Annotated in this window: 20 protein-coding genes; 16 read left to right on the forward strand and 4 right to left on the reverse strand. The window is 47.3% G+C overall.

Annotated features, from left to right (window positions below):
- Nucleotides 1–88 precede the first annotated feature (88 nt).
- The 13 genes from ACIFQN_RS10060 (at nucleotide 89) to ACIFQN_RS10120 (ending at nucleotide 16,149) form a co-directional block, all read left to right on the forward strand.
- Nucleotides 89–1,135 carry a glucose-1-phosphate thymidylyltransferase gene (locus ACIFQN_RS10060; protein ID WP_429832887.1) on the forward strand — a complete coding sequence of 349 codons (1,047 nt, stop codon included), beginning with the start codon at nucleotides 89–91 and terminating at the stop codon, nucleotides 1,133–1,135.
- Nucleotides 1,132–1,935, forward strand: a complete 804-nt coding sequence (locus tag ACIFQN_RS10065; RefSeq protein ID WP_429832888.1) for a glycosyltransferase family 2 protein — start codon at nucleotides 1,132–1,134, stop codon at nucleotides 1,933–1,935. The genes ACIFQN_RS10060 and ACIFQN_RS10065 overlap by 4 nt, the downstream gene beginning before the upstream one ends.
- Nucleotides 1,932–2,882: an NAD-dependent epimerase/dehydratase family protein gene (locus ACIFQN_RS10070; RefSeq protein ID WP_429832889.1), complete on the forward strand. Its 951-nt coding sequence runs from the start codon at nucleotides 1,932–1,934 to the stop codon at nucleotides 2,880–2,882. Before ACIFQN_RS10065 ends, ACIFQN_RS10070 begins: the two co-directional genes overlap by 4 nt.
- A gap of 25 nt (nucleotides 2,883–2,907) precedes the next feature.
- Nucleotides 2,908–3,981 (forward strand): glycosyltransferase, encoded by a 1,074-nt coding sequence (locus tag ACIFQN_RS10075; protein WP_429832890.1) that lies wholly within the window; start codon nucleotides 2,908–2,910, stop codon nucleotides 3,979–3,981.
- A gap of 12 nt (nucleotides 3,982–3,993) precedes the next feature.
- Nucleotides 3,994–5,280: a UDP-glucose dehydrogenase family protein gene (locus ACIFQN_RS10080; protein WP_429832891.1), complete on the forward strand. Its 1,287-nt coding sequence runs from the start codon at nucleotides 3,994–3,996 to the stop codon at nucleotides 5,278–5,280.
- Nucleotides 5,281–5,354: 74 nt separating this feature from the next.
- Nucleotides 5,355–7,211, forward strand: coding sequence for an oligoendopeptidase F (gene pepF, locus ACIFQN_RS10085; RefSeq protein ID WP_429832892.1), 1,857 nt, complete (start codon nucleotides 5,355–5,357; stop codon nucleotides 7,209–7,211).
- Between the two features lie 246 nt (nucleotides 7,212–7,457).
- On the forward strand, nucleotides 7,458–8,681 hold the full coding sequence (locus ACIFQN_RS10090; protein WP_429832893.1) for an efflux RND transporter periplasmic adaptor subunit: 1,224 nt from the start codon (nucleotides 7,458–7,460) through the stop codon (nucleotides 8,679–8,681).
- A 3-nt stretch (nucleotides 8,682–8,684) separates the two neighbouring features.
- Entirely contained in the window at nucleotides 8,685–11,768 is a 3,084-nt protein-coding gene (locus tag ACIFQN_RS10095; protein WP_429832894.1) for an efflux RND transporter permease subunit, read from the forward strand.
- Between the two features lie 121 nt (nucleotides 11,769–11,889).
- Entirely contained in the window at nucleotides 11,890–12,678 is a 789-nt protein-coding gene (locus tag ACIFQN_RS10100) for an SDR family oxidoreductase (RefSeq protein WP_429832895.1), read from the forward strand.
- 47 nt (nucleotides 12,679–12,725) lie between these two features.
- Nucleotides 12,726–13,217 carry a YajQ family cyclic di-GMP-binding protein gene (locus ACIFQN_RS10105; RefSeq protein WP_429832896.1) on the forward strand — a complete coding sequence of 164 codons (492 nt, stop codon included), beginning with the start codon at nucleotides 12,726–12,728 and terminating at the stop codon, nucleotides 13,215–13,217.
- A 91-nt stretch (nucleotides 13,218–13,308) separates the two neighbouring features.
- Nucleotides 13,309–13,785 carry a hypothetical protein gene (locus tag ACIFQN_RS10110; RefSeq protein WP_429832897.1) on the forward strand — a complete coding sequence of 159 codons (477 nt, stop codon included), beginning with the start codon at nucleotides 13,309–13,311 and terminating at the stop codon, nucleotides 13,783–13,785.
- 121 nt (nucleotides 13,786–13,906) lie between these two features.
- On the forward strand, nucleotides 13,907–15,565 hold the full coding sequence (locus tag ACIFQN_RS10115; RefSeq protein WP_429832898.1) for an AMP-binding protein: 1,659 nt from the start codon (nucleotides 13,907–13,909) through the stop codon (nucleotides 15,563–15,565).
- Between the two features lie 65 nt (nucleotides 15,566–15,630).
- On the forward strand, nucleotides 15,631–16,149 hold the full coding sequence (locus ACIFQN_RS10120) for an N-acetyltransferase family protein (RefSeq protein ID WP_429832899.1): 519 nt from the start codon (nucleotides 15,631–15,633) through the stop codon (nucleotides 16,147–16,149).
- A gap of 84 nt (nucleotides 16,150–16,233) precedes the next feature.
- Here the strand turns inward: ACIFQN_RS10120 and leuD are convergent, their stop codons facing one another.
- Both leuD and leuC read right to left on the reverse strand, forming a co-directional pair.
- The gene (gene leuD / locus ACIFQN_RS10125) at nucleotides 16,234–16,818 is read right to left on the reverse strand and encodes a 3-isopropylmalate dehydratase small subunit (RefSeq protein WP_429832900.1); all 585 of its coding nucleotides are present in this window, start codon (nucleotides 16,816–16,818) and stop codon (nucleotides 16,234–16,236) included.
- A complete protein-coding gene (gene leuC / locus ACIFQN_RS10130; protein ID WP_429832901.1) occupies nucleotides 16,815–18,245 on the reverse strand; it encodes a 3-isopropylmalate dehydratase large subunit in 1,431 nt (476 codons plus the stop codon). The genes leuD and leuC overlap by 4 nt, the downstream gene beginning before the upstream one ends.
- Nucleotides 18,246–18,361: 116 nt before the next feature.
- On the opposite strand from leuC, the gene ACIFQN_RS10135 reads away from it, so the two are divergent.
- Nucleotides 18,362–19,249, forward strand: a complete 888-nt coding sequence (locus ACIFQN_RS10135) for a LysR family transcriptional regulator (RefSeq protein WP_429832902.1) — start codon at nucleotides 18,362–18,364, stop codon at nucleotides 19,247–19,249.
- A 27-nt stretch (nucleotides 19,250–19,276) separates the two neighbouring features.
- Here the strand turns inward: ACIFQN_RS10135 and ACIFQN_RS10140 are convergent, their stop codons facing one another.
- Complete coding sequence (locus ACIFQN_RS10140) at nucleotides 19,277–19,885, reverse strand: class F sortase (RefSeq protein ID WP_429832903.1); 609 nt, start codon at nucleotides 19,883–19,885, stop codon at nucleotides 19,277–19,279.
- A gap of 158 nt (nucleotides 19,886–20,043) precedes the next feature.
- Entirely contained in the window at nucleotides 20,044–20,262 is a 219-nt protein-coding gene (locus tag ACIFQN_RS10145; protein WP_429832904.1) for a hypothetical protein, read from the reverse strand.
- Between the two features lie 171 nt (nucleotides 20,263–20,433).
- Here ACIFQN_RS10145 and ACIFQN_RS10150 point away from each other — a divergent pair, with 171 nt between their 5' ends.
- Entirely contained in the window at nucleotides 20,434–20,781 is a 348-nt protein-coding gene (locus ACIFQN_RS10150; RefSeq protein WP_429832905.1) for a thioredoxin family protein, read from the forward strand.
- Between the two features lie 34 nt (nucleotides 20,782–20,815).
- Nucleotides 20,816–21,724, forward strand: a complete 909-nt coding sequence (locus tag ACIFQN_RS10155) for an RluA family pseudouridine synthase (RefSeq protein ID WP_429832906.1) — start codon at nucleotides 20,816–20,818, stop codon at nucleotides 21,722–21,724.
- Nucleotides 21,725–21,730: the final 6 nt, after the last annotated feature.

Raw genomic sequence — 21,730 nt, forward strand, 5'->3', positions numbered from 1 at the left:
TTTTCTCGATGTGGACGTCTGCCCTGTCCAGAAACCAAGAGACGCATACGTTATAAGTATCGCAGAGCACAACTGGGGAGTGATACTTGTGAAAGGGTTAATCTTGTGTGCTGGACGTGGTACGCGACTGCACCCCTTCTCCTATTCGCAACCGAAAACCCTCCTCCCTGTGGCCAATCATCCGGTTTTACACTATTGCATCCGCAAACTGCGTGAAGTGGGTGTCCATGACATCGGGATCGTCATTCACCCTTCCCAAGTGCAAATTCCTCCGTTGGTAGGCGATGGTAGTCAATTCGGGGCTACCATTACGTTTATTGAGCAGGAGCAGCCATTGGGAATCGCCCATGCCGTCCATTTAGCGCAACCGTTCTTGCAAGACGAACCGTTTATCTTGTTACTTGGTGATAACTTGTTGATGGATTCGCTGCACGGGCTGAAGCGTGCGTTCTCCAAAGAAAATTCCGACGGTGTTGTGATGCTAAGTGAAGTGGAGAGACCACAGGATTATGGGATCGCCGAAGTACAGGAAGGGCGTATGGTCTCAGTAGAGGAAAAACCCCGCCATCCGAAGAGTAATCTGGCGGTAATTGGCGCCTACCTGTTTACCAAACCCATTTTTGAGTCGATTGCTACACTCCAGCCATCCCACCGTGGTGAATATGAGATCACGGATGCGATTCAGTCACTGATTGATCGCGGTTTTCATATTGCTCATGCCGTAACCAGTGGCAAGTATTCGGATGTGGGAACCATAGACCGTTGGCTGGAGGCTAACCGGTGGGTGCTGACACGTGATTTGGGCGCGGCCCACCAGGTTGGCGATGAGACCAGTGTACTCAATTGTGAGATCGTCGGTCCGGTGTTAATAGGAAAAGGATGTAAAATTGAGAACTGCCGAATAGGCCCCTATGTTTCCATACAAGATGGGGTTCACCTAAAAAATTGTACCCATATTGAGAATAGTATTCTTCTCGAAAACAGCTCCTTACAAGACGTTTCATGGAAAGTGGCAGGAAGTGTGTTCGGACGTTCCTCTCATTTAGAGGGTCACACTACAGACAGCAGTGGTGTGTTCATTTTGAGTGACAAATCATCGATTCGCATTCCGGCTGTGAAGAGGGAGGATCCATGATTCCGACCTTTACTGTTGTCATTCCGACGTATAACCGTGCTTCGTTCATCCGCAAAGCAATCCGTAGTGTTCTAAAGCAAACCACGAAGGATTGGAAGCTACTGATTATGGATGATGCTTCTACGGACAAGACGAGGCGAAAAGTGGAAAAATACCTCTATCACCCAAACGTCATTTATTACCGAATGGAGAAAAATTCCGGGATTTCCAAAGTGATGAACCAAGCATTGTCGATGGTGGATACGCCGTATATGGTACAGCTGGATTCCGATGATTGGTTACCCAAAAAGACATTGGCTGTTTTTAAGAAATACATCAAGAAAAGCAAAATCAGCACGGCTCTGTTCTATGGGAACATTAAGATTTGGAGAGTGAGACGGGGGAGATACTACAGACCGTTTCTCGTAAAGCACAAGCATTTTCGAAACAAATATCAATTTTTAAAATACAACCGCTGGATGGTCGCTCCTCGCTGCTACCGGGTAGCTGCCTTGCAAGAAGTGGGAGGCTGGGATACCTCCGATAAATACGAAGGCAGAATTATGGAGGACCGACGCATGATTTTGCGGTTGATTGAAAAATACAGAGTGAGGTATATCAATCGCAAACTGTACCACAGAACAAAACACCGAGGCCAGTTGACCGACAGCAAAATGAAGCGTAGACGGAACCACCTTCGCAGAAAAACCTTCGAGTATTATTTAAAGCGTTGGGGGAAAAAGTATAAAGCTGTTTACGGGTACAGAAATGGTTATCTGGTGATTAAACGGTTGAAGAAAGTGAGGCGGCGACGTCGATGACGAAAGCGCTCGTTACCGGTTGTGCCGGTTTTATTGGGTCTCATTTGACTCAGCGCTTGTTGAATGACGGGGTAACGGTCATCGGAATTGATGGATTTGTGGACAATTACGATGTCGCTGCGAAACTTCGGAATTTAGCAGAGATCGGAAATCGCCCCGCTTTTACCTTTCATTCAACTATGCTACAAACACAGCGTTGGAAGGATTGGTTGGATGGGGTGGATGTCGTCTACCATTTGGCCGCCCTTCCAGGTGTTCGTAATAGCTGGGGCAAAGCCTTCGCTGATTATGTCAGCCATAATATTTTAGCGACACAATTTTTGTTGGAAGCGTGTCTGCAAATGCCCAAACCCCCTGTAGTTGTCGTCTCCTCATCCTCTTCCGTGTACGGTACGATGCAGGGGACATTGACCGACGAAAACGCTCCGCTACGTCCTGTTTCACCATATGGCATGACCAAGGAAGCGATGGAGCAAATATGTTTGGTCTATGTAAAAGCATTTGGCCTCCCAATAACAATGCTGCGCTATTTCACGGTATATGGCCCAAGGCAGCGTCCAGATATGGCTTTTCATCGCTTTTTCCGTCAAATGATGAAAGGAGAGTCTGTCCCTGTGTTTGGAGACGGGCAGCAATCAAGGGACTTCACCTATGTCACTGATGCAGTGGAGGCAAATCTGTTAGCGGCCAAACATGCGGCACCAGGTGAAATATTCAATGTCGGTGGAGATCGAGAAATCAAACTGATAGATGTACTGTCCATCATGGGATCTTTGCTGAACATTACTCCCAAAATCGGATTCCAGCTTGGGCCGGTAGGTGACTCGAAGCGCACATGTGCGGATATCCGCTTGGCACAAAATCGATTGGGATATCATCCCAAAGTTTCTCTTGAAGATGGGCTGCGTGAGCAATTAGCCGACATGCGTTCGCAAGCGAAGGGATAATTTACGAATACAGGAGGGCAGCTCCATGCATCGGGTCCTCGTTTATCGGAGAAAGTTTCTCCCTAGAAGCGAAACGTTTATTTACGAGCAATTGTTAGGGCATCGTCAGGTCAAACCAGTAGTCCTGACGAGACAACGACCATTTAACCGTAAACAATTTCCTTACTCGCCGGTCTATGTGCGCAAGCGTATGACCGGCCTCTCCACATGGATGAAGCGCAAGAAAATAAAATGCGTACATGCTCGTTTCGGTCCCGCCGGATTGGAAATGCTGCCTCACGCGAGGTCTGCCAAGCTTCCATTGATAACGTCATTTCATGGCTTTGATGCGACGAAACGAGTCAGGGGAAATCCTGGGTATCGACGCTTACTGAAGCGGCTATTCCGAAAAGGGAAAGCATTTACAGTTGTAAGCAATCATATGAAAAAACGCCTTATCCGATTAGGGTGCTCCTCAAAAAAAATAACGTTGATACGGTCAGGGATTGATTTGCGAAAATTTCCGATGCTACCAGCGAGGCCGGTAACGAACGGAGAATACCGTTTGCTTTCCGTTGGCAGATTGACTGAAAAAAAGGGCATGGATACGTTGATTAAGGCTTTTTCACACGTTCATAAGACGCATCCGGGGGCCAAACTCATCATTGTCGGGGATGGGGATCAAAAAAAACGGCTACGGCGACTCATAAAAAAATATAAATTGGGTAAAAAGGTAGTTCTCAAGGGAGCGCTGCCGCACCTTGAGGTTCAGCAAGAGCTTTCGAAATGCCACTTGTTTGTCATCGCCTGCAAGACTGCACGAAATGGGGATCAGGAAGGCATCCCTAATGTGTTGATGGAAGCGATGGCTTCTGGTCGCCCGGTAATTTCGACGTTTCATTCAGGTATTCCGGAATTGGTTGAAGACAAGCAGACGGGGTACTTAGTACCGGAGCGTTCACCTACAAAATTAGCACGCATGATTAACCACGTATTGTCTGAACAGGATGAGTGGGAAGAGATTACTTTACGTGCAAGAGAAAAAGTAGAAAAAAATCACGATATCAATAAGCAACGAGCCAAATTGGAAGAGTTGTATTTGCGAGTGATGAAAAAATGATGAGGTGAAGGAATGAAAGTTGCCGTTATCGGTACCGGTTATGTGGGTTTGACAACGGCTGTCTCCCTTGCCATGAACGGACATGAGGTAATGGGGATTGATCTTGTCGAGGCAAAAATAATAAAGCTAAGGCAAGGGCTGTCTCCCATCTACGAACCGGGACTGGAGGAGGCACTGGCTCACGTCCTGCAAAAAGGGGTATTGACATTTACGACGAACTTGATGGATGCCAGGGAGGCCGAAGTTCTCTTTGTTTGTGTGGGAACACCGGAATCAGCAGATGGTACCGCTGATTTGTCGTATTTGCACGCGTCTGTAACCGAAATACAGGCGATGCATAAAAAATTTCCTCATAACCGTACCATTGTCATCAAAAGCACAGTACCGGTCGGAACTGGAGATTGGGTAGCCAATCTTTTGCATGAGTGCAGCGCGCTTCACGTGGTTTCCAACCCAGAGTTTTTACGAGAGGGCAATGCTCTTTTAGATGCATTGGAACCGCCTCGAATCGTTATTGGTGCAAATGATCAAGAGCCTTTTGCCGTAATGGAGGGTTTATACAAAGGAATAAAAGCGCCTCGGGTCAAGACGACAAGACCCAACGCGGAACTGATCAAATACGCTTCAAATGCCTTTTTGGCAACACGTATTTCCTTTATGAATGAGCTGGCGAGGCTGAGTAGTGTGATCGGAACCGATATTTTGACAGTAGCGCAAGGGATGGGGCTGGATAACCGAATCGGACCTGAATTTTTACGTGCGGGTGTGGGCTATGGCGGTTCCTGTTTTCCAAAGGATACGATTGCCTTGCTTCAGCTTGCTCAAGAAAAAGGAGTATCGTTGAGCATTGTGGATAAAGCTCGGGAAGTGAATACGACCCAGCCTGAGTGGTTTCTGGAGCACGTGCAAAGACAATTAAGCGATTTGAATGGAAAACAAATTGCCTTGCTTGGCCTTGCTTTCAAGCCTGATACGGATGACATCCGCGAAGCGCCTTCCCTCAAAATCATCAAAGCATTACAACAAAAAGGCTCTTTGATTACCGCTTATGATCCGATCGCGTCACCTGCTGTCAGTAAGCTGTTTCCCGACGTTTTGTATGTCCAAACTCCTACTGAAGCTTGCAAAGGGGCACACGCGGCTTTGCTGCTGACAGAATGGAAACAATGCGTGTCGCTGGATTGGAGCGAAATATATGCATCCATGGCTCTCCCGAATCTTTTTGATGGTCGCAACGCTTGGCCAATGAAGGAAGTCAGGGAAGCAGGATTTCATTATACCGGTGTGGGCAGAAGCTGACTTTTCCAAAAGGGAAAGCTCAGCTTTTTTCTCCTTTATTTGAACCGGATAGCATAATACGGTAGGATAAGCATATGGATGATTTGACCATCTCGAGACAACATTACGAGGGAGTGATCACAGTGAATAAAAGCAAAACACTGCCTAAACGCAGTGACGTCCCCGCAGAATACAAATGGCGTCTGGAGGATATTTACCAAAGTGATGCCGATTGGGAAAAAGACGTGCAAAAAAGCAAGCAGCTAGCAGACCAGATTGCGGCATTGAAGGGCCTACTCGGTCAGTCCAGCAAGCAATTGCTGCAGGCGCTGACCTTGCAAGATGAACTACTCAAAACACTTGACCAGGTATATGTATATGCCCGGATGCGCCGTGATGAGGATAACGCTAACAGTACGTACCAGGGTCTTACAGACCGTGCAACAGGTCTTAGTACACAGGTGTACGGTGCTATTTCGTACATACAGCCGGAGATTCTCACCATTTCCAATGAAGAGCTGGAGTCTTGGCTGAAAGAGGACAGCGCTCTTGCTCATTATCGCATTCTCTTAGAAGAGATCATGCGCTTTAAGCCGCATACGCTTTCTTCGGAGGAAGAAGCCTTATTAGCCAATATGAGCGAGCTTGCCTCTGCTCCATCGAAAATTTATGGCATGCTGAACAATGCCGATATGAAGTTCCCTATGATCACAGACGAGAATGGGGAAGAAGTGGAACTGACAAAAGGTCGCTATACACAGTTCATGGAAAGCAAGGATCGACGCGTGCGCAAAGAGGCGTTTGGGGCATTGTACGAGACATACGGTAAATTCCGTAATACCATTGCCGCTTCTCTGACGTCTGCCATCAAAGGAGACGTATTCTACGCTCGTACGCGCAAATATCCGTCTGCCTTGTATGCAGCCCTGTTCGCAGACAATGTGGATTTGTCTGTGTATGACAATCTGATTTCCACTGTTCGTGAGCATTTGCCACTGATGCACCGCTACATCGCTCTGCGCAAAAAATTGCTGGGAGTAGATGAACTGCACATGTACGATCTATACGTACCAATCGTTCCGGAAGTGGACATGAAAATCCCTTATGATCAGGCGGTAACGACGATCAAGGAAGCACTGCATCCGCTGGGTGAGGAATACGGACGCATCCTGGAAGAAGGCTTTTCCAATGGCTGGATTGACGTTCATGAAAACGAAGGAAAAACGAGCGGTGCCTACTCGTGGGGAGCATATACAACTCATCCGTTTGTGTTGATGAACTATCAGGACAACGTGAACAACATGTTTACTCTCGCCCACGAAATGGGACATGCGCTGCACAGCTACCATTCCAATCATGCGCAGCCTTACACGTATGCCGATTACAAAATTTTCGTCGCCGAAGTGGCTTCTACGCTGAATGAGGCGTTGCTGATGAATCATCTGCTCGAAACCACGACAGACAAAAAGCAACGAATGTATTTAATTAACTACTATTTGGAGCAGTTTCGCGGGACTGTATTCCGCCAAACAATGTTTGCCGAGTTCGAAAAGATCGTCCACGCGAAGGAAGAGAAAGAGGAGCCGCTTACTGCTGACTCACTTGGCGAAATCTATCGTGAATTGAACGTAGCTTATCACGGTCCAGATATGATCGTGGACAATGAGGTTGACTTGGAGTGGGCGCGTATTCCCCATTTCTACCGCAATTTCTACGTCTACAAATACGCAACAGGTTTCTCCGCGGCAACTTCGCTTTCCAAACAAATTTTGGAGGAAGGACAGCCTGCTGTGGATCGCTATCTCCAATTTCTCAAAGGAGGCAGCTCCGACTATCCGTTGAATTTGTTGAAAGGCGCGGGCGTAGACATGACGTCACCAGCACCCATCGCAGAAGCGCTTGCTGTCTTCAAAGAACTGCTCGAAGAGATGGAACAACTCGTAGGACAATAAGCGTAGAGGTTGGTTTGAATAAAAAAGGAGAAGCAGGCAAGGGATTCCTTGCCTGTTTTTTTTAACTTTATAGAAAAATAACGAAAAAGAGGTAACGATTACCTATTTCTATCGTATATACTTTTGTCTTGTCAGATTCTCGGTCCCAAGACGGAGAAAAGTTCCACCCGTTGACTGTTTTGCGGGGAAGGGAAAAACTGGCACAATAACGCAAGGGAATGATTGTAAATACTTGGAGGAATCATTGTGAAAAAACGTGTGTCGATTGTTCTGGCATCCCTTTTGCTTGTCACTGCTGGCTGCGGTGGACCTGCTGCAGAATCACCACAGCAGGCAGAGGCAAAAGCAAAGGTAGTGGAAGTTGTTACGGTTCGAAAGGCAGAGAAACCTGTCTTGTTGCGTGTGACCGGAATGGTAGAAGCCAAGCGGGAGGCTGTGTTACCATTCGGAACAGGCGGTACGATTTCAGCCATTTCGGTGAACAAAGGTACAAAAATCGGTCAAGGACAACTGCTGGCTACACTTGACGCAAGGTATTACCAAAAAGAAGTAGAAGCGGCTGCAGGCCAAGTAGAAGAGGCGGCTGCACGCAAAACGAAAACACTCAAAGGAGCAACTACAGAAGCGGTCGAGCAGCAGCGTTTGCAAGTAAAAACCGCCCAGAATAACCTAGACAAAGCAAAACAAGATGTGGCAACAGGAGAAAAGCTGTTAGCTGGCGGAGCTATTTCGCAAAGTGAAATAAATGATCGAAAACGTGCGCTGACACAAGCGGAAATATCAGCAAGGGATGCACAGCTGGCGTTAGATGAGCTTTTGCGCGGGGCACAGCCAGAAGATATTGCGGTAGCGAACGCTTCGATCAAGCAGGCGTCTGGTCAAGTAGAGCGGGCGAAAAAGAGCTTGGATGACGCCAAGATTCAGGCACCGTTCGCAGGAACGATTGTGGATGTTTACAAGCAAGTAGGTGAGCAGGCTTCCCCAGGTGAGCGGATCATTCATCTCGTTGATTTGTCAGAGGTGAAAGTTACTTTGGATGTAACCAATGATTTGATCAGCCAGTTCCAAGACAAAGCCAAGGTCCAGGCAACCTCGGATGACGGCAGGAAAAGCGAAGGAACAGTCACATTTGTTGCTCCTGTTGTCGACAAGCAAACAGGCAAATACCGGATTGAGGTAACCATTCCCAACCCCGATGGCTTTTGGCGCGGTGGCATGGCAGCAACCGTGGAAGCTCCACGCAAAGTAAGCGGCTTCCTCGTTCCTCTTGAAAGTGTAGGGGTTAGTGGGGCGCAGCACTATGTCATGGCAGTAGAAAATGGATTGACTGTGAGAAAAGAAGTAAAGACGGGCCAAATGGTTGATGACCAGATCGAAATTATTTCGGGAATCAAAGAAGGGGACCAACTTTTGCGCAGTGGAATCACATTCTACGTCGAGGGGCAAAAAGTAGAGGCGAAGGGAGAATAAAGTATGAACAAGATGATTCTCTTTTTGCTGAAAAGACGACTCATTGTCTACCTCTTTACATTCTTGATCGTGATTGCCGGCCTTGGCTCCCTGTTTAGCTTCAATATCGAGCTGGTGCCAAAAACGAACTTCCCCAAACTCTCGGTCAATATTTCAGGCGGCTCGCTCCCTCCAGAAGAAATGGAAGAGAAAATTACAAAAAAAATTGAGCAGGAATTGAAGTCGCTGCCGGATATCAAGGAGTATTCCTCCACGACCGGCTCCGGTTACGTCAATATCTCGATTTCAGCGAAAGAAGGCAAGGGAGACAGGGCCAAGCAAGATGTGCAAAATGCAATCAATCGACTGCGCAATGACTTTCCGAAAGCAGTCGATAATATCAATGTAAATCAAATGAACTTCGGTGACGACCAGTTGATTGACTATGCGCTCGTTGGTGCGGACCCACAATCAATGCTGAGTCTCGCCAAAACGACGATCAAAGACAGAATCGAAGCCGTACCAGGTGTGAAAGAAGTCAAGGTTTCAGACCGCAGCTTTGAGAATCAGATTGCAATCAGTTTGCGTCCCGAACGCCTGAGTGCATACCGGATTACCCCAGATAAAGTCATCAATCAATTGCAGGAGACTAACTGGAAGCAGGCAATCGGGACGCTGGAAAACACAGGCTTCGATACGGTTATCATGGTCGATAATACGTATCACACCGTTCAGGAAATGAAAGTGTTGCCGATTGATACACCCAATGGGACAGTTACGCTGGATCAACTGGCAACGATCGAAGATTTACGTGGAAAAGTAAAAGATTCGGTGGCGTTGACCAATGGCAGCGTGTTCGTTCACCTGAGTGTGTCGCGGTCAGAGGGAAGCGATCTGATCACCACGCAAGGCAAGGTGGAAGAAGTCGTCCGTGAAATCAATGCCGAAGCAAACGGTCAATATGAGCTGAAGGTCATGTTTGAAGCGGTGTCTTATATTCAGCACGCCGTTAGCAACCTGAGTCGCGATGTCATGATTGGTGGAGCATTGGCGATCATTATCTTGTTTATCTTTTTGCGCAACTGGCGAGTTACACTGGTCATCGCGACGACTCTCCCGTTGTCTGCGTTCATGACATTTTTAGCGATGAAAATCGGCGGGTACAACATCGACATGGTAACGCTGCTGTCGCTCAGTCTCTCTGTCGGATTAATTGTAGATGCTGCCATTGTAGTACTTGAGTCCATCTATCATTTCCGAGAAAAAGGGGAGCCTCTCTCGCAAGCGATTGTAAAGGGAACACGGGAAGTAATGACACCCGTTTTCACATCGCAATTGACGATCATCATCGTGTTTTTACCGCTCATTTTCGCGGATTTTGAAGATTGGCTCAAACCGATTCTAGCGACTATCGCCTTTACCGTTTCATCAGCGATTATCTCTTCGACGATTGCTGCCTTCTTTTTCGTGCCAGTCTTCTCCGAGCGTTTCCTCCAAAAGGATAAGCATGTTTCGCTCGAGGGAGAAGGAAAAGAAAATGTCATTAATCGTGCGTTCAACAGTTTGCTGAGACTGGCCTTGCGACATCGGATCAAAACGTTGCTGGTTGCCCTTGTCATGCTTGTAGGCGTCGGGTTCCTCATGCCGATGATGAAAATGGGGCAAGGAATTGATGCCAATGAGAATCTCGTCTTTGCAACAATAGAAATGCCTACAGGCTCTACCTTGGAACGTACACAAAAAGCGGCACTCGCAGGAGAAGAAGCACTCAGGGAAATACCTGAAGTAAAAGACATCTTTTTCTTCTCTTCCAAAGAGCGCTCAGAAATTTTCATCTCCTTGCGACCTAAAAGTGAGCGTGAACGGGACAAAGAAGCCTTAACACTCGCGATTAATGAACGGCTGAAGGCAATTCCTGAGATCGATTCGATTTCTACCACGTTTGGTGGGCAAGGAACGGATGCACCGATTCAGCTAGACATTGTCGGCGATGACATGGATCAAATGCGCAAGATCGCCACAGACGTAGAAGCGATGCTGGCAACTATTCCAGGTGCTGACAATATCCGTAACGACTTTAAAGAAGGTAAGGAAAAAGTAACCCTGATCCCGAAACAAGACGCACTAGCCCGTCTGGACGTAGATCATCGTTCCCTGCTTCAACAACTCAGTGTGATGATCGGCAGCCAACCTATCACTTCCATTACAAAGGATGGAATCGAGGTAGAAGTGATCGCCAAAATGCCAGACAATTGGTTAAAGCACCCAGATCAACTGAAAAATATCACCATCAGTTCTAAAAACGGCTCTCAAGTTCCCCTTGTAGACTTAGTTGAATGGACTTACAGCAAATCACCTGTAACCATTACTCACGAAAAAGGGGAGAGAATCGTCACCGTCTCCGCTGAATTACAAGGTACTGATTTAGGAACTGTGGGACGACAAATTACTGAGAAATTGCCAACGCTGGCCGTACCAGCAGGATACTCGGTAGAGATTGCAGGGAAACTGAAAGAGCAGAGTGCAAACATGGCTCAGGGTATCTTTGTATTTGTCGGTGTTCTCGCTTTGATTTATGTGGTGATGGTAGCGCAGTTTGGGCGCCTTTCCCAACCGTTTATCATTTTGCTGACCATTCCAATGGCATTGGTAGGCGTCGTAATGGGGTTTGTTTTGACCCAGAGGGTATTCGGAGAAATGGCGATGATCGGGATCATTATGCTGGTGGGAATCGTCGTTTCCAACGCGATTCTGTTGATCGACCGTATCAATCTGCTGCGCAACCGCGGTATGAAAACAGCAGATGCCATTATTCAAGGAACCAAGGAAAGGGTACGTCCTGTCATCATGACGAAGCTGACAGCTATCCTCGGGATGCTTCCGATGGGGCTCGCCATGGCGGAAGGCTCCGATTTGGAGGCACCGCTCGCTACCGCTGTCATTTCCGGCTTGATTTTCCATACGATGGTGACATTGGTTCTTGTTCCGGTTTTGTATTCGTTATTTGAAGGAGCAAAGGAAAGACGGATGGCTCGCAAAGCAGCTCGCAGAGAGAAACGGGAAGCCAAGCGGGCTATGAAAGAGAATATGCCTGGAACAGATCTATAAGGAAATAACAAGGAGAAGGGGAGTGTGCGATGCCCTTCTCTTTTTCTTTTCGTTCGTTTGAAAGTTCTGTAGAATATAGGAATAAGCATACATAACGAGATCTATTGAAGGGAGAATGGATATGGATTTGCACCTGCAAGGAAAGACTGCTATCGTACTGGCTTCCTCCAAAGGCCTGGGAAAGGCTACCGCTCTGTGCCTCGCCAAAGAGGGAGCACATGTCACCATTTGCGGACGAGATGAGGCGGCATTAGCATCCGTTCGAGCAGAGATTGAACAAGCCACAGGCAAGGCACCTCTCGCCGTTACGGTAGATGTGACAAAGGAAGAGGACATCAAGCGAGTGGTAGCAGAAACGGTCAGTCATTTTAGCGGCGTCGATATTTTGATTAACAATTCCGGCGGACCTGCGACTGGTAAATTTGATCAATTGACAGATGAACAGTGGATTCAGGCTTTCCAGTTGAACCTGCTCAGCTATGTACGAGCAATCCGTGCCGTTCTGCCACATATGCGTGCCAACCAATTCGGTCGTATCATTAACTTTGCATCCTCCTCGTTCAAGCAGCCGCTTGATAATTTAATCTTGTCGAATACATTCCGCACAGGAGTCCTGGGGCTCGCCAAGACATTGTCCGCAGAGCTTGGACCAGATGGAATTTTGATTAATACGATTGGACCAGGTCGCATCGCTACCGATCGTGTGACCCAATTGGACGGCATGAGTGCCGAGGCCCAAAACACAACTGCTGATGAAGTTCGCACAAATTGGGAAAAACAAATCCCAGTTGGTCGGTATGGACAGCCAGATGAGTTCGCGCGAATGGTGACATTTCTTGCTTCTCCAGCGAACAGCTATGTGACTGGTCAAGCATTCCTCGTAGATGGCGGATTGGTTAGAGCGATCTAAAAAAAGGTCGTATAAAGCATTACAAAAACGAGAAGGGGGATGAGTATATGAGTAAAGAAAGCTCGTTCGATATCGTATCCAAAGTGGAGATGTCTGAGGTTAACAATGCGATCCAGACAGCACTCAAAGAAATCGAAAATCGGTTTGACTTCAAAGGAAGCAAAAGCAACATCTCTCTGGAAAAAGAAGAGCTTGTGCTTGTTTCCGATGACGAATTTAAGCTGAGCCAAGTGAAAGACATTTTGCTGGGGAAACTAGTGAAACGAGAAGTGCCGATCAAAAATTTGGACTACGGAAAAGTAGAACCAGCAGCGGGCGGAACCGTCAGGCAGCGTGTCAAGCTCGTACAAGGCATTGATAAAGAGAATGCGAAGAAAATCAACAACATCATTAAAGATGCGGGACTCAAGGTAAAAACGCAAATTCAGGACGATCAGATCCGAGTGACCGGAAAAAGCAAGGATGAACTCCAGCAAATCATTCATGCAATTCGCAAATCTGATCTACCATTGGATGTACAATTTATCAACTATCGGTAATTGCTAGAAAAGTTTTGCTTCTAACTCTCTCCCTTCTCGCGTAAGCATGTACAAATAAGTGACAAGCACTTGCGAAAGGGAGAGTAGAGACATGAAGGTCTTTATAATCAGTATGCGCAATCTCATTTTGGGTGGAATCGTCTTCGTAGTGGTGTTGGTGGCGGGTATCGTGCTATTGGTCAAAGACCCGTTACACGTCTCTGACTCTTATCGACCAGGAGAAGCGAGTGTTCCCGTATCAGCTACTTCGCCAGAGAGCCAGCCTACCACTACGGAAAAGCCATTATTGAACATGGATATCAAGGTAGACGGTACGACAGCAGAGGTATCCCTGCTCACACAGAACTTCCAGTTTGTTCAGGATAACGGTGAGCTGGATCAAAAGCCGATCTTTGGCCAGGGGCATGCGCATCTGTATATTGATGGGGAAGCAAAAGGGATGATTTACCATCCAGAGTTCTTGCTCAAAAAGCTGCCTAAAGGAGAACATGAGATACGCGTGGAGCTGAACTACAGTAATCACCTGCCATACAAGGTAGAAGCAACCCAGAAATTTGTAGTGAAATAAGAAGCAAGCGTTCCGAATCGGGGACGCTTTTCTTTTTTCTGGTAGCAGGAATAAGTTGAAAAGAGGAAGAATCATTTTCATATATAGCTGAATAGTCTGAATATTTTTGGGGGTGCTTTTCATGATACGATCAATCACAATTGGCGATTTACTGGATGAGACAGCAGAACGTTACCAGGAAAAAGAAGCAGTCGTCTATCAGGAACGTTCACTTCGCTATTCATTTGGCCAATTTCAGGAGATATGCAATCAGGTCGCTAGAGGATTCATGTCCTTAGGGATTGAAAAAGGAGAGAATGTGGCTATCTGGGCGACCAATATCCCGGAATGGGTCATTTCTCAATTCGCTACAGCTAAAATGGGCGGCGTATTAGTTACGGTCAATACCAGCTATCGGTCACATGAGCTGGAGTATTTGCTTAGACAATCAGAGTCTACGACCTTGCTTTTGATTGATTCCTATCGCGATGCCAGCTATCTAGATATGATTCGGGAAATATGTCCTGAGTTGGCCGAATGTAATCCAGGAGAGCTGCAATCCAAACGCTTGCCTCATTTAAAGAACATCGTCTATTTAGGGGAAGAGCGACAGCCAGGCATGTTCTTGTGGCGAGACCTATTGGAGCGGGCAGCTCACGTCAGCGAAGAGGAGCGAAGTATACGCCAGCAGTCGCTTCGACCTGATGATGTGATTAATATGCAATACACATCAGGAACAACCGGATTCCCGAAGGGCGTCATGCTATCTCATGTAAATATCGTCAACAATGCGATAAAGGTGGCTGAGTGTCAACGTCTCGGAGTGGAGGACAGGGTATGTATTCCCGTTCCTTTTTTCCACTGCTTTGGCTGCGTGATGGGCACGCTCGCTTGTGTGGCGACAGGAGCCACGATGGTGCCTGTTACTGCCTTTGATCCGGGATTGGTCCTTTCTATTGTAGAAGCAGAGCGATGCACAGCCCTCTATGGCGTACCTACGATGTTTATCGCAGAGCTGAACCATCCGACCTTTGCCGATCGTGATCTAAGCTCACTGCGAACGGGCATTATGGCAGGATCATTGTGTCCGATTGAAGTCATGAAAAACGTGGTTGATAAAATGGGTATTCGAGATATAACCATTGCGTATGGGCAAACCGAGTCATCACCGGTGATTACACAAACCGTACCAGAGGATTCCATCGAGCGTAAAGTAGCCACTGTAGGGCGACTGCACGTAGGGGTAGAGGCCAAGATTGTTGATCCAGCTACTGGTCAGAGCCTGCCTCCTGGCGTACAGGGAGAGCTGTGCACACGTGGATATTTGGTGATGAAGGGTTATTACAATATGCCAGACCAGACTGAAAAAGCAATCGATTCTGAGGGGTGGCTGCATACGGGTGACCTGGCTACGGTTGATGAAGACGGTTACTATCGTATTACCGGCCGACTCAAAGATATGATCATTCGCGGAGGGGAAAACATCTATCCGCGTGAGATCGAGGAATTTCTTTATACGCACCCAAAAATTCTTGATGTACAAGTCGTCGGGGTGCCAGATCCTAAATACGGAGAGCAAGCATTGGCGTGCATCCGTGTAAAGCCAAAGACAACTTTGACAGAGGAAGAAGTACGGTCATACTGCGAAGGGAAAATGGCTCGCTTTAAAATCCCGCGCTACATACAATTTGTGACCGAATATCCGATGACTGCTTCTGGAAAAATCCAAAAATATAAATTGCGTGAGAATGCGATGAAGTCATTTGGATTGTCAGTAGGGGACACGACAGAGACGGCCTAGGTTCTTTACAATCCGCTTCGTCTCTACTATGATGAGTGGATATGTAAGGAGAGGAGCAGCATGGAATGGAGATTCGAATACTGGGGCCAGAGGATGTAGGAATCTTTTCCAAGATTAGATTGGAAGGATTGCAAAAAGATCCAGATGCTTTTGGAGCAATCTATGAAGAAGAGCTGAAACGGACTGACAATGAGTGGAAAGAAAGACTCTCTCAAGCTGAAAAAGGTGACAGTGGATTTTTCGGAGCTTTTGTTGAAGGTGAAATAGTGGGAATCATCGGCTTCTTTAGGCATAGGGGAACAAAAGCCCGTCACAAAGTTTCGGTTGTCTCCATGTATGTACGCGATTCTCATCGAGGAACAGGGATCGCAGCAGAGCTGATGCAGGAAGAACTGGCTTACCTCAGGAAGTTGGGAGATGTGGATCAGGTTCAGCTAGCTGTGGTCACCTCCAATCCGGGAGCAGTGCGCTTTTATGAAAAAATGGGCTTTCTCCCGTTCGGCTTTGAGAAGCGGGCTTTGAAGGTAGGGGACCGCTATGTCGACGAAACCCATATGTATCTTCTCTTTAATGAACATTTGTAAAAGGAATAACGAGCTGTAACAAATAAAGCGAAGGCATGTATGAGCTTCATGCCTTCGCTTCTCTATGGCTTCAAATGGGGCAGACTAGCGGTGAGCCTCGAAGGCTGCAATCTTGTCTTCGTACTGCAAGGTAATTCCGATGTCGTCGAGACCATTCAACAGGCAGTAACGACGGTAGGAATCCACCTCAAACGGATAGGAGAGACCTTCGCTGTCGCGTACGACCTGTTCTTGCAGATCGACAGTCAAATGATAGTTCTTTTGTCCTTGGGCACGCTTGAACAATTCGTCTACTTGGTCTTCGCTGAGCGTGATTGGCAAAATACCGTTCTTAAAGCAGTTGTTGTAGAAAATATCTGCGAACGATGGAGCAATTACTGCTCGGAAGCCGTAATCCATCAATGCCCAAGGCGCATGCTCACGGGAGGAACCACAGCCAAAGTTGTTACGGGCGAGGAGGACGGTGGAATCCTTGTATTCTGGTGTGTTCAGGATGAACGAGTCAATGGTGGAGCCGTCGACTGCAAAACGCCATTCGTAGAACAGGAACTGGCCAAAGCCGCTGCGCTCAATACGTTTTAAAAACTGCTTTGGAATGATTGCGTCGGTATCTACATTTACACGGTCCAGTGGTGCTACCAGTCCGGTGTGGGTGACAAATGGATTCATTGGAATACCTCCTTGCTTACGTTCTCGCTTTTCCATTCACGTACGTCTACAAAGTGACCGGCAATTGCCGCTGCTGCTGCCATTTCAGGACTCACCAGATGAGTGCGGCCACCGCGTCCTTGACGTCCTTCAAAGTTGCGGTTGGAAGTAGAGGCGCAACGCTCGCCTTCAGACAAGATATCTGGGTTCATGGCGAGACACATGGAGCAACCGGATTCGCGCCAGTCGAAGCCAGCTTCTTGGAAAATGAGGTGCAAGCCTTCTTGTTCGGCAATTTGCTTAACCGCTTGAGAGCCTGGTACGACCATCGCATGAACAGAAGGGGACACCTTGCGACCTTTTGCAACTTCTGCCGCTTTTCGCAGGTCCTCAATCCGGCCATTGGTACAGGAACCGATAAAGACGCGGTCGATTTTAATTTCACTCATTGGAGTTCCTGGTGTAAGGTCCATATAAGCGAGAGCGTCCTCGGCCGCTTTGCGTTGGGCTGACGTTTCAAAGGACTCTGGGTTTGGAACTGTGCTTGTAATATTCGTACCCATGCCAGGGCTGGTTCCCCATGTAACTTGTGGAGCAATCTGAGTTGCATCAATTTCTACACAGGTATCATACTCGGCACCTTCGTCTGTGCACAGCTGTCTCCATGCTTCTACAGCGGCAAGGAAGTCTTCTCCTTGTGGCACATAACGCTTGCCTTGCAAATAATCAAAGGTAGTTTGGTCCGGAGCGATCAAGCCTGCGCGAGCTCCACCCTCGATTGTCATGTTGCAAACCGTCATCCGCTCTTCCATGGTCAGGTTGCGGATGGCAGCGCCTGTATATTCAACTACATAACCAGTTGCAAAATCAGTTCCGTATTTTGCGATAATCGCCAAAATTAAGTCCTTGGCACTTACGCCGAATGGCAGGTCGCCATTTACACGCACTTCCATGGTTTTTGGCTTCAATTGTTGGAGACATTGTGTAGCAAGCACATGTTCTACTTCGCTCGTACCAATACCAAATGCGAGTGCGCCAAAAGCTCCGTGTGTAGAAGTGTGGCTGTCACCACAAACGATTGTTTTTCCGGGATGTGTCAGACCGAGCTCAGGTCCAATAACGTGTACGATACCTTGGTCAGGGCTGTTCAAATCAGCCAAGGTAATGCCAAACTCCTTGCAGTTTTCCGTCAATGTTTCCATCTGCTGACGGGAGATTGGGTCTTTTACATTGAAACGGTCAGCAGTCGGGACGTTGTGGTCCATCGTTGCGAATGTCAGCTCAGGACGACGTACTTGGCGTCCAGCCAAACGGAGTCCTTCAAATGCTTGTGGGGAAGTCACCTCGTGTACCAGGTGCAGGTCAATGTACAAGAGGCTCGGTTTACCTGCTTCTTCGTGGATCGCATGATTGTCCCAAATCTTTTCAAACATTGTACGGGCTTTCATAGTGATTCCTCCTCCTTCGTGCGAAAACTCTTACAACGGTTGTAACATGGCAAAGAAAATAGTTCAAAGATATAATAATTATGAGAAGGATAGTTTTTGCCTATCGGGAGGTTTTTATGGAGTTACGACAAGTTCGCTATGTGCTGGCAGTTGCTGAAGAACGCAGTTTTTCACGTGCAGCCAACCGTCTACATCTGGCTCAGCCTTCGCTGTCCCAACAGATTGCCAAACTAGAAAAAATTCTCGGTGTGAGCTTGTTTCACCGTTTGCCTCAACATGTGGAGCTGACAGATGCTGGCCAACGATTTGTTCAAGTCGCCCAAACACTCGTCGATATGTCCGAGGGATTGGAGCGGGAAATGCGTGCCTACGCTGTTGGCGAAAGTGGTAAGCTGCTGGTCGGCAGTTTGCCGATAACGGGAGCGTACGTTCTGCCGCGGGTTTTGACCACGTTTACGAAGCAGTTTCCTGGTGTCGAACTGCAACTGATTGAGGATACTTCCAGCCATTTGGAGCAGCTCTTGGTACGAGGAAAAATTGATGTAAGTTTGTTGACGATGCCGATAAGTGATCCCTCGCTTGAAATCATCCCAGCCATTAAAGAAGAAATTTTTCTGGCGGTTCCCCCGCAACATCCTTTGGCAAGCCGAAAAGAGGTAGATCTGGAAGAGGTTTCCGATCAGCCGTTTATTTTATTAAAAGAAGGACAGGGCTTCCGCACCATATCCCTGAGGCTTTGTGAGCAGGCGGGTTTTCGTCCGCGCATCGTTTTTGAAAGTAGCAATATCCAAACGGCACAGTCTTTGGTAGCTGCTGGGATGGGGTTGTCCTTTGCTCCAAAAATGATAACGATGGCACCCGGTACGGTAGATCCACCTGTCTATGTAAGAGTACGCTCACAGCCATCACGAACACTTGTAGTTGCCTATCGGAAGGACAGACCGCTTTCTCGCCCGGCAGAGACGTTTGTTCAATGTTTGATCGAACAAGGCGGGAAAATATAACAAACAGTAAAACCCAGTCTTCGCAGGTTAGCTGCGATCACTGGGTTTTTCATCTTTAACACTTATTTCTTGTACCAGATCGGAGAAAACCACCAGTCTGCGAGCATGTTCCTGCTTTTTCTTGTTGAACTTGCCGGCACAAGTAATCAAATTGAGATGGGAATCATCGGATGAACCAAATATTTCATCAATAGGAGCTTCATTGGTCAAATAACTTTCGACTTTTTTTACTTGAAAGGTGAGCTTCTTTCCGTTTTCTTCAAATAGATTTATTTGATCGCCGGGCTGTAGCTTTCGTAGGTTATAAAATATGGCTGGTCCTGTATAGTGATCAAAATGTCCTGCCATGACTGCGTTTCCTTTCATTCCTGGCTTCGTCCAGGGCGACAAAACACCTACATGATCAAATGCTTTGGGTACATCCATCTGACCGTTTGCCAATACACCAACGGGTTCAACTACGGCAAAGAGACCAATCGTTGGGATTTCGATCCGTTTGGGCATGATTCCCTCAGCGAGAGGTTTAGCCTGAACTATCATTTTTTTTAAAGGTAAGAACGGACCATACTTTAGGGGCCGGACAGGACCATAAATGATCCGATCTTGTTTGCTGTTTGCCTTTTTCTTTTCTTCCATTTGCACGGTTACATGCTCGGGGATTGGCGGTTCTGAAACACTGCTACACCCGGTCAAAACTAAACAAATGAGGAATAGCTTACATAGGTAATTGTACATAACATGTCTCCCTAAAAGACGTAAAAAGGGGGAATATCCCCCTTATCTTTGCACACGTATTATTCGCTCGCGCCGCCCATACCAGTTTTAGGCATTGCCTTGATATGAGCTTTGTGATGAGCTTTTGTATGCATTTTGTGTGCTTTTGTTTTCATGTGATGAGCTTTTGTTTGAACCTTATGGTGCTTTTTCTTGTGATCATCGTGAGTGGCAGCAGAAGCAGGAAGAGCAGAGCACACCAAGCAGATTGCCATTACCAAAGCAGCAACTTTTTTCATTTTTTTCACCATCCTATTTGTCATGGTCTTACAAGACATAGCATTTCCGAAAGAGGCTACGTTAGTAATGGCAATTGTTTCTCAACAGGAAGGAATTACACTTCCGCATTACACAAAAGGGTTAAAGCTATGGTACACTATTTCCAAATCATTCTGGGAGGAAGAGATATCATGAAAGAAATCAAAACAGAAGCAGACTTTGAACAAGCGATTTCCGCCACCAAACCCGTCATCGTCAAATTTTTCACCGATTGGTGCCCAGATTGCCACCGGATCGATCCATTCATGCCAGAAGTAGAGGAAAAGTATAAAGACGAGCTGGACATGATAGAAGTAAATCGCGATACGCTCCCTGATTTGTCCCAAAAGCTCGATGTATTCGGAATTCCTAGCTTCATTGCATTTCATGAAGGCAAGGAGCTAATTCGGTTTGTAAGTAAACTGGGGAAAAGCCGCGAGGAGATCGAGCATTTTGTAGGCCGCGTCGTTCAAGTGAGCAAAGGCTTGGAGAAAGCATAAGGGCGAGACCATCAGACCGAGGAGAATCATGTACATGCATGCTATGAAAAAAGAAGGGGAATGGCTCGTCACTCACTTGCGTGCTGCTGACGAGGCTATTCCAGTTGGGAACCTGCTGCGAGATGAGTGGAAACTGCCTCGCAAGCAGGTCCATCTTTTATTTCAGTACAAAGACGTGATGTTGGGTGGAGAACCTGTTCCTCAACATGCAAAAGGCAGAGAAGGGCAAGAGATCCGCCTGCGCATGTGTCAGCCGGAGCCATTTGGATTAGACCCCGCCAGTAGGCCACTCGACGTTCTGTACGAGGACGACCATCTACTTATCGTGAACAAGCCTGCAGGTCTGCTTTTGCATCCGACCGAGCCCCACCATCATCTGACACTGGATCATTTGGTAGCCGGTCATTTTTTTCGGACTGGTCTGCAAGCAAAAGTGCGCCATGTGCACCGCCTTGATCAGGATACATCGGGGGTGGTTCTGTATGCCAAACATGCGTGGGCGTCTGCGCTGCTGGATGAACTACTGCGGGAGAGGAAAATCAAGCGCACCTATTTTGCTTTTGTCCATGGGAAGATGACCAAAGAGAGCGGGAAAATCAACGAGCCGATTGGTAAAGACCGCAATCATCCGACCCGCAGACGAGTTACACCAAATGGAGATTCAGCTGTCACGCATTATCACGTTAGAGAGCGGTATCGCATGGCGACGCAGGTCGAATGTCGGTTAGAGACTGGGCGTACACATCAAATTCGCGTCCATTTGGGTCATATTGGCCATCCATTGTTAGGGGACGAGCTCTATGGTGGCAAAAAGGATCTCATTGCAAGACAAGCACTTCACGGTGCCATTTTGCGTTTTGAACACCCTTTTGGAGGACAAATGGTAGAAGTACGATCTCCAATGCCCGCTGAGCTACAAGCATTGGAAAAGAGCTTGCGGTAAGTGCCA

The sequence above is a fragment of the Brevibacillus sp. NRS-1366 genome (assembly GCF_050467985.1).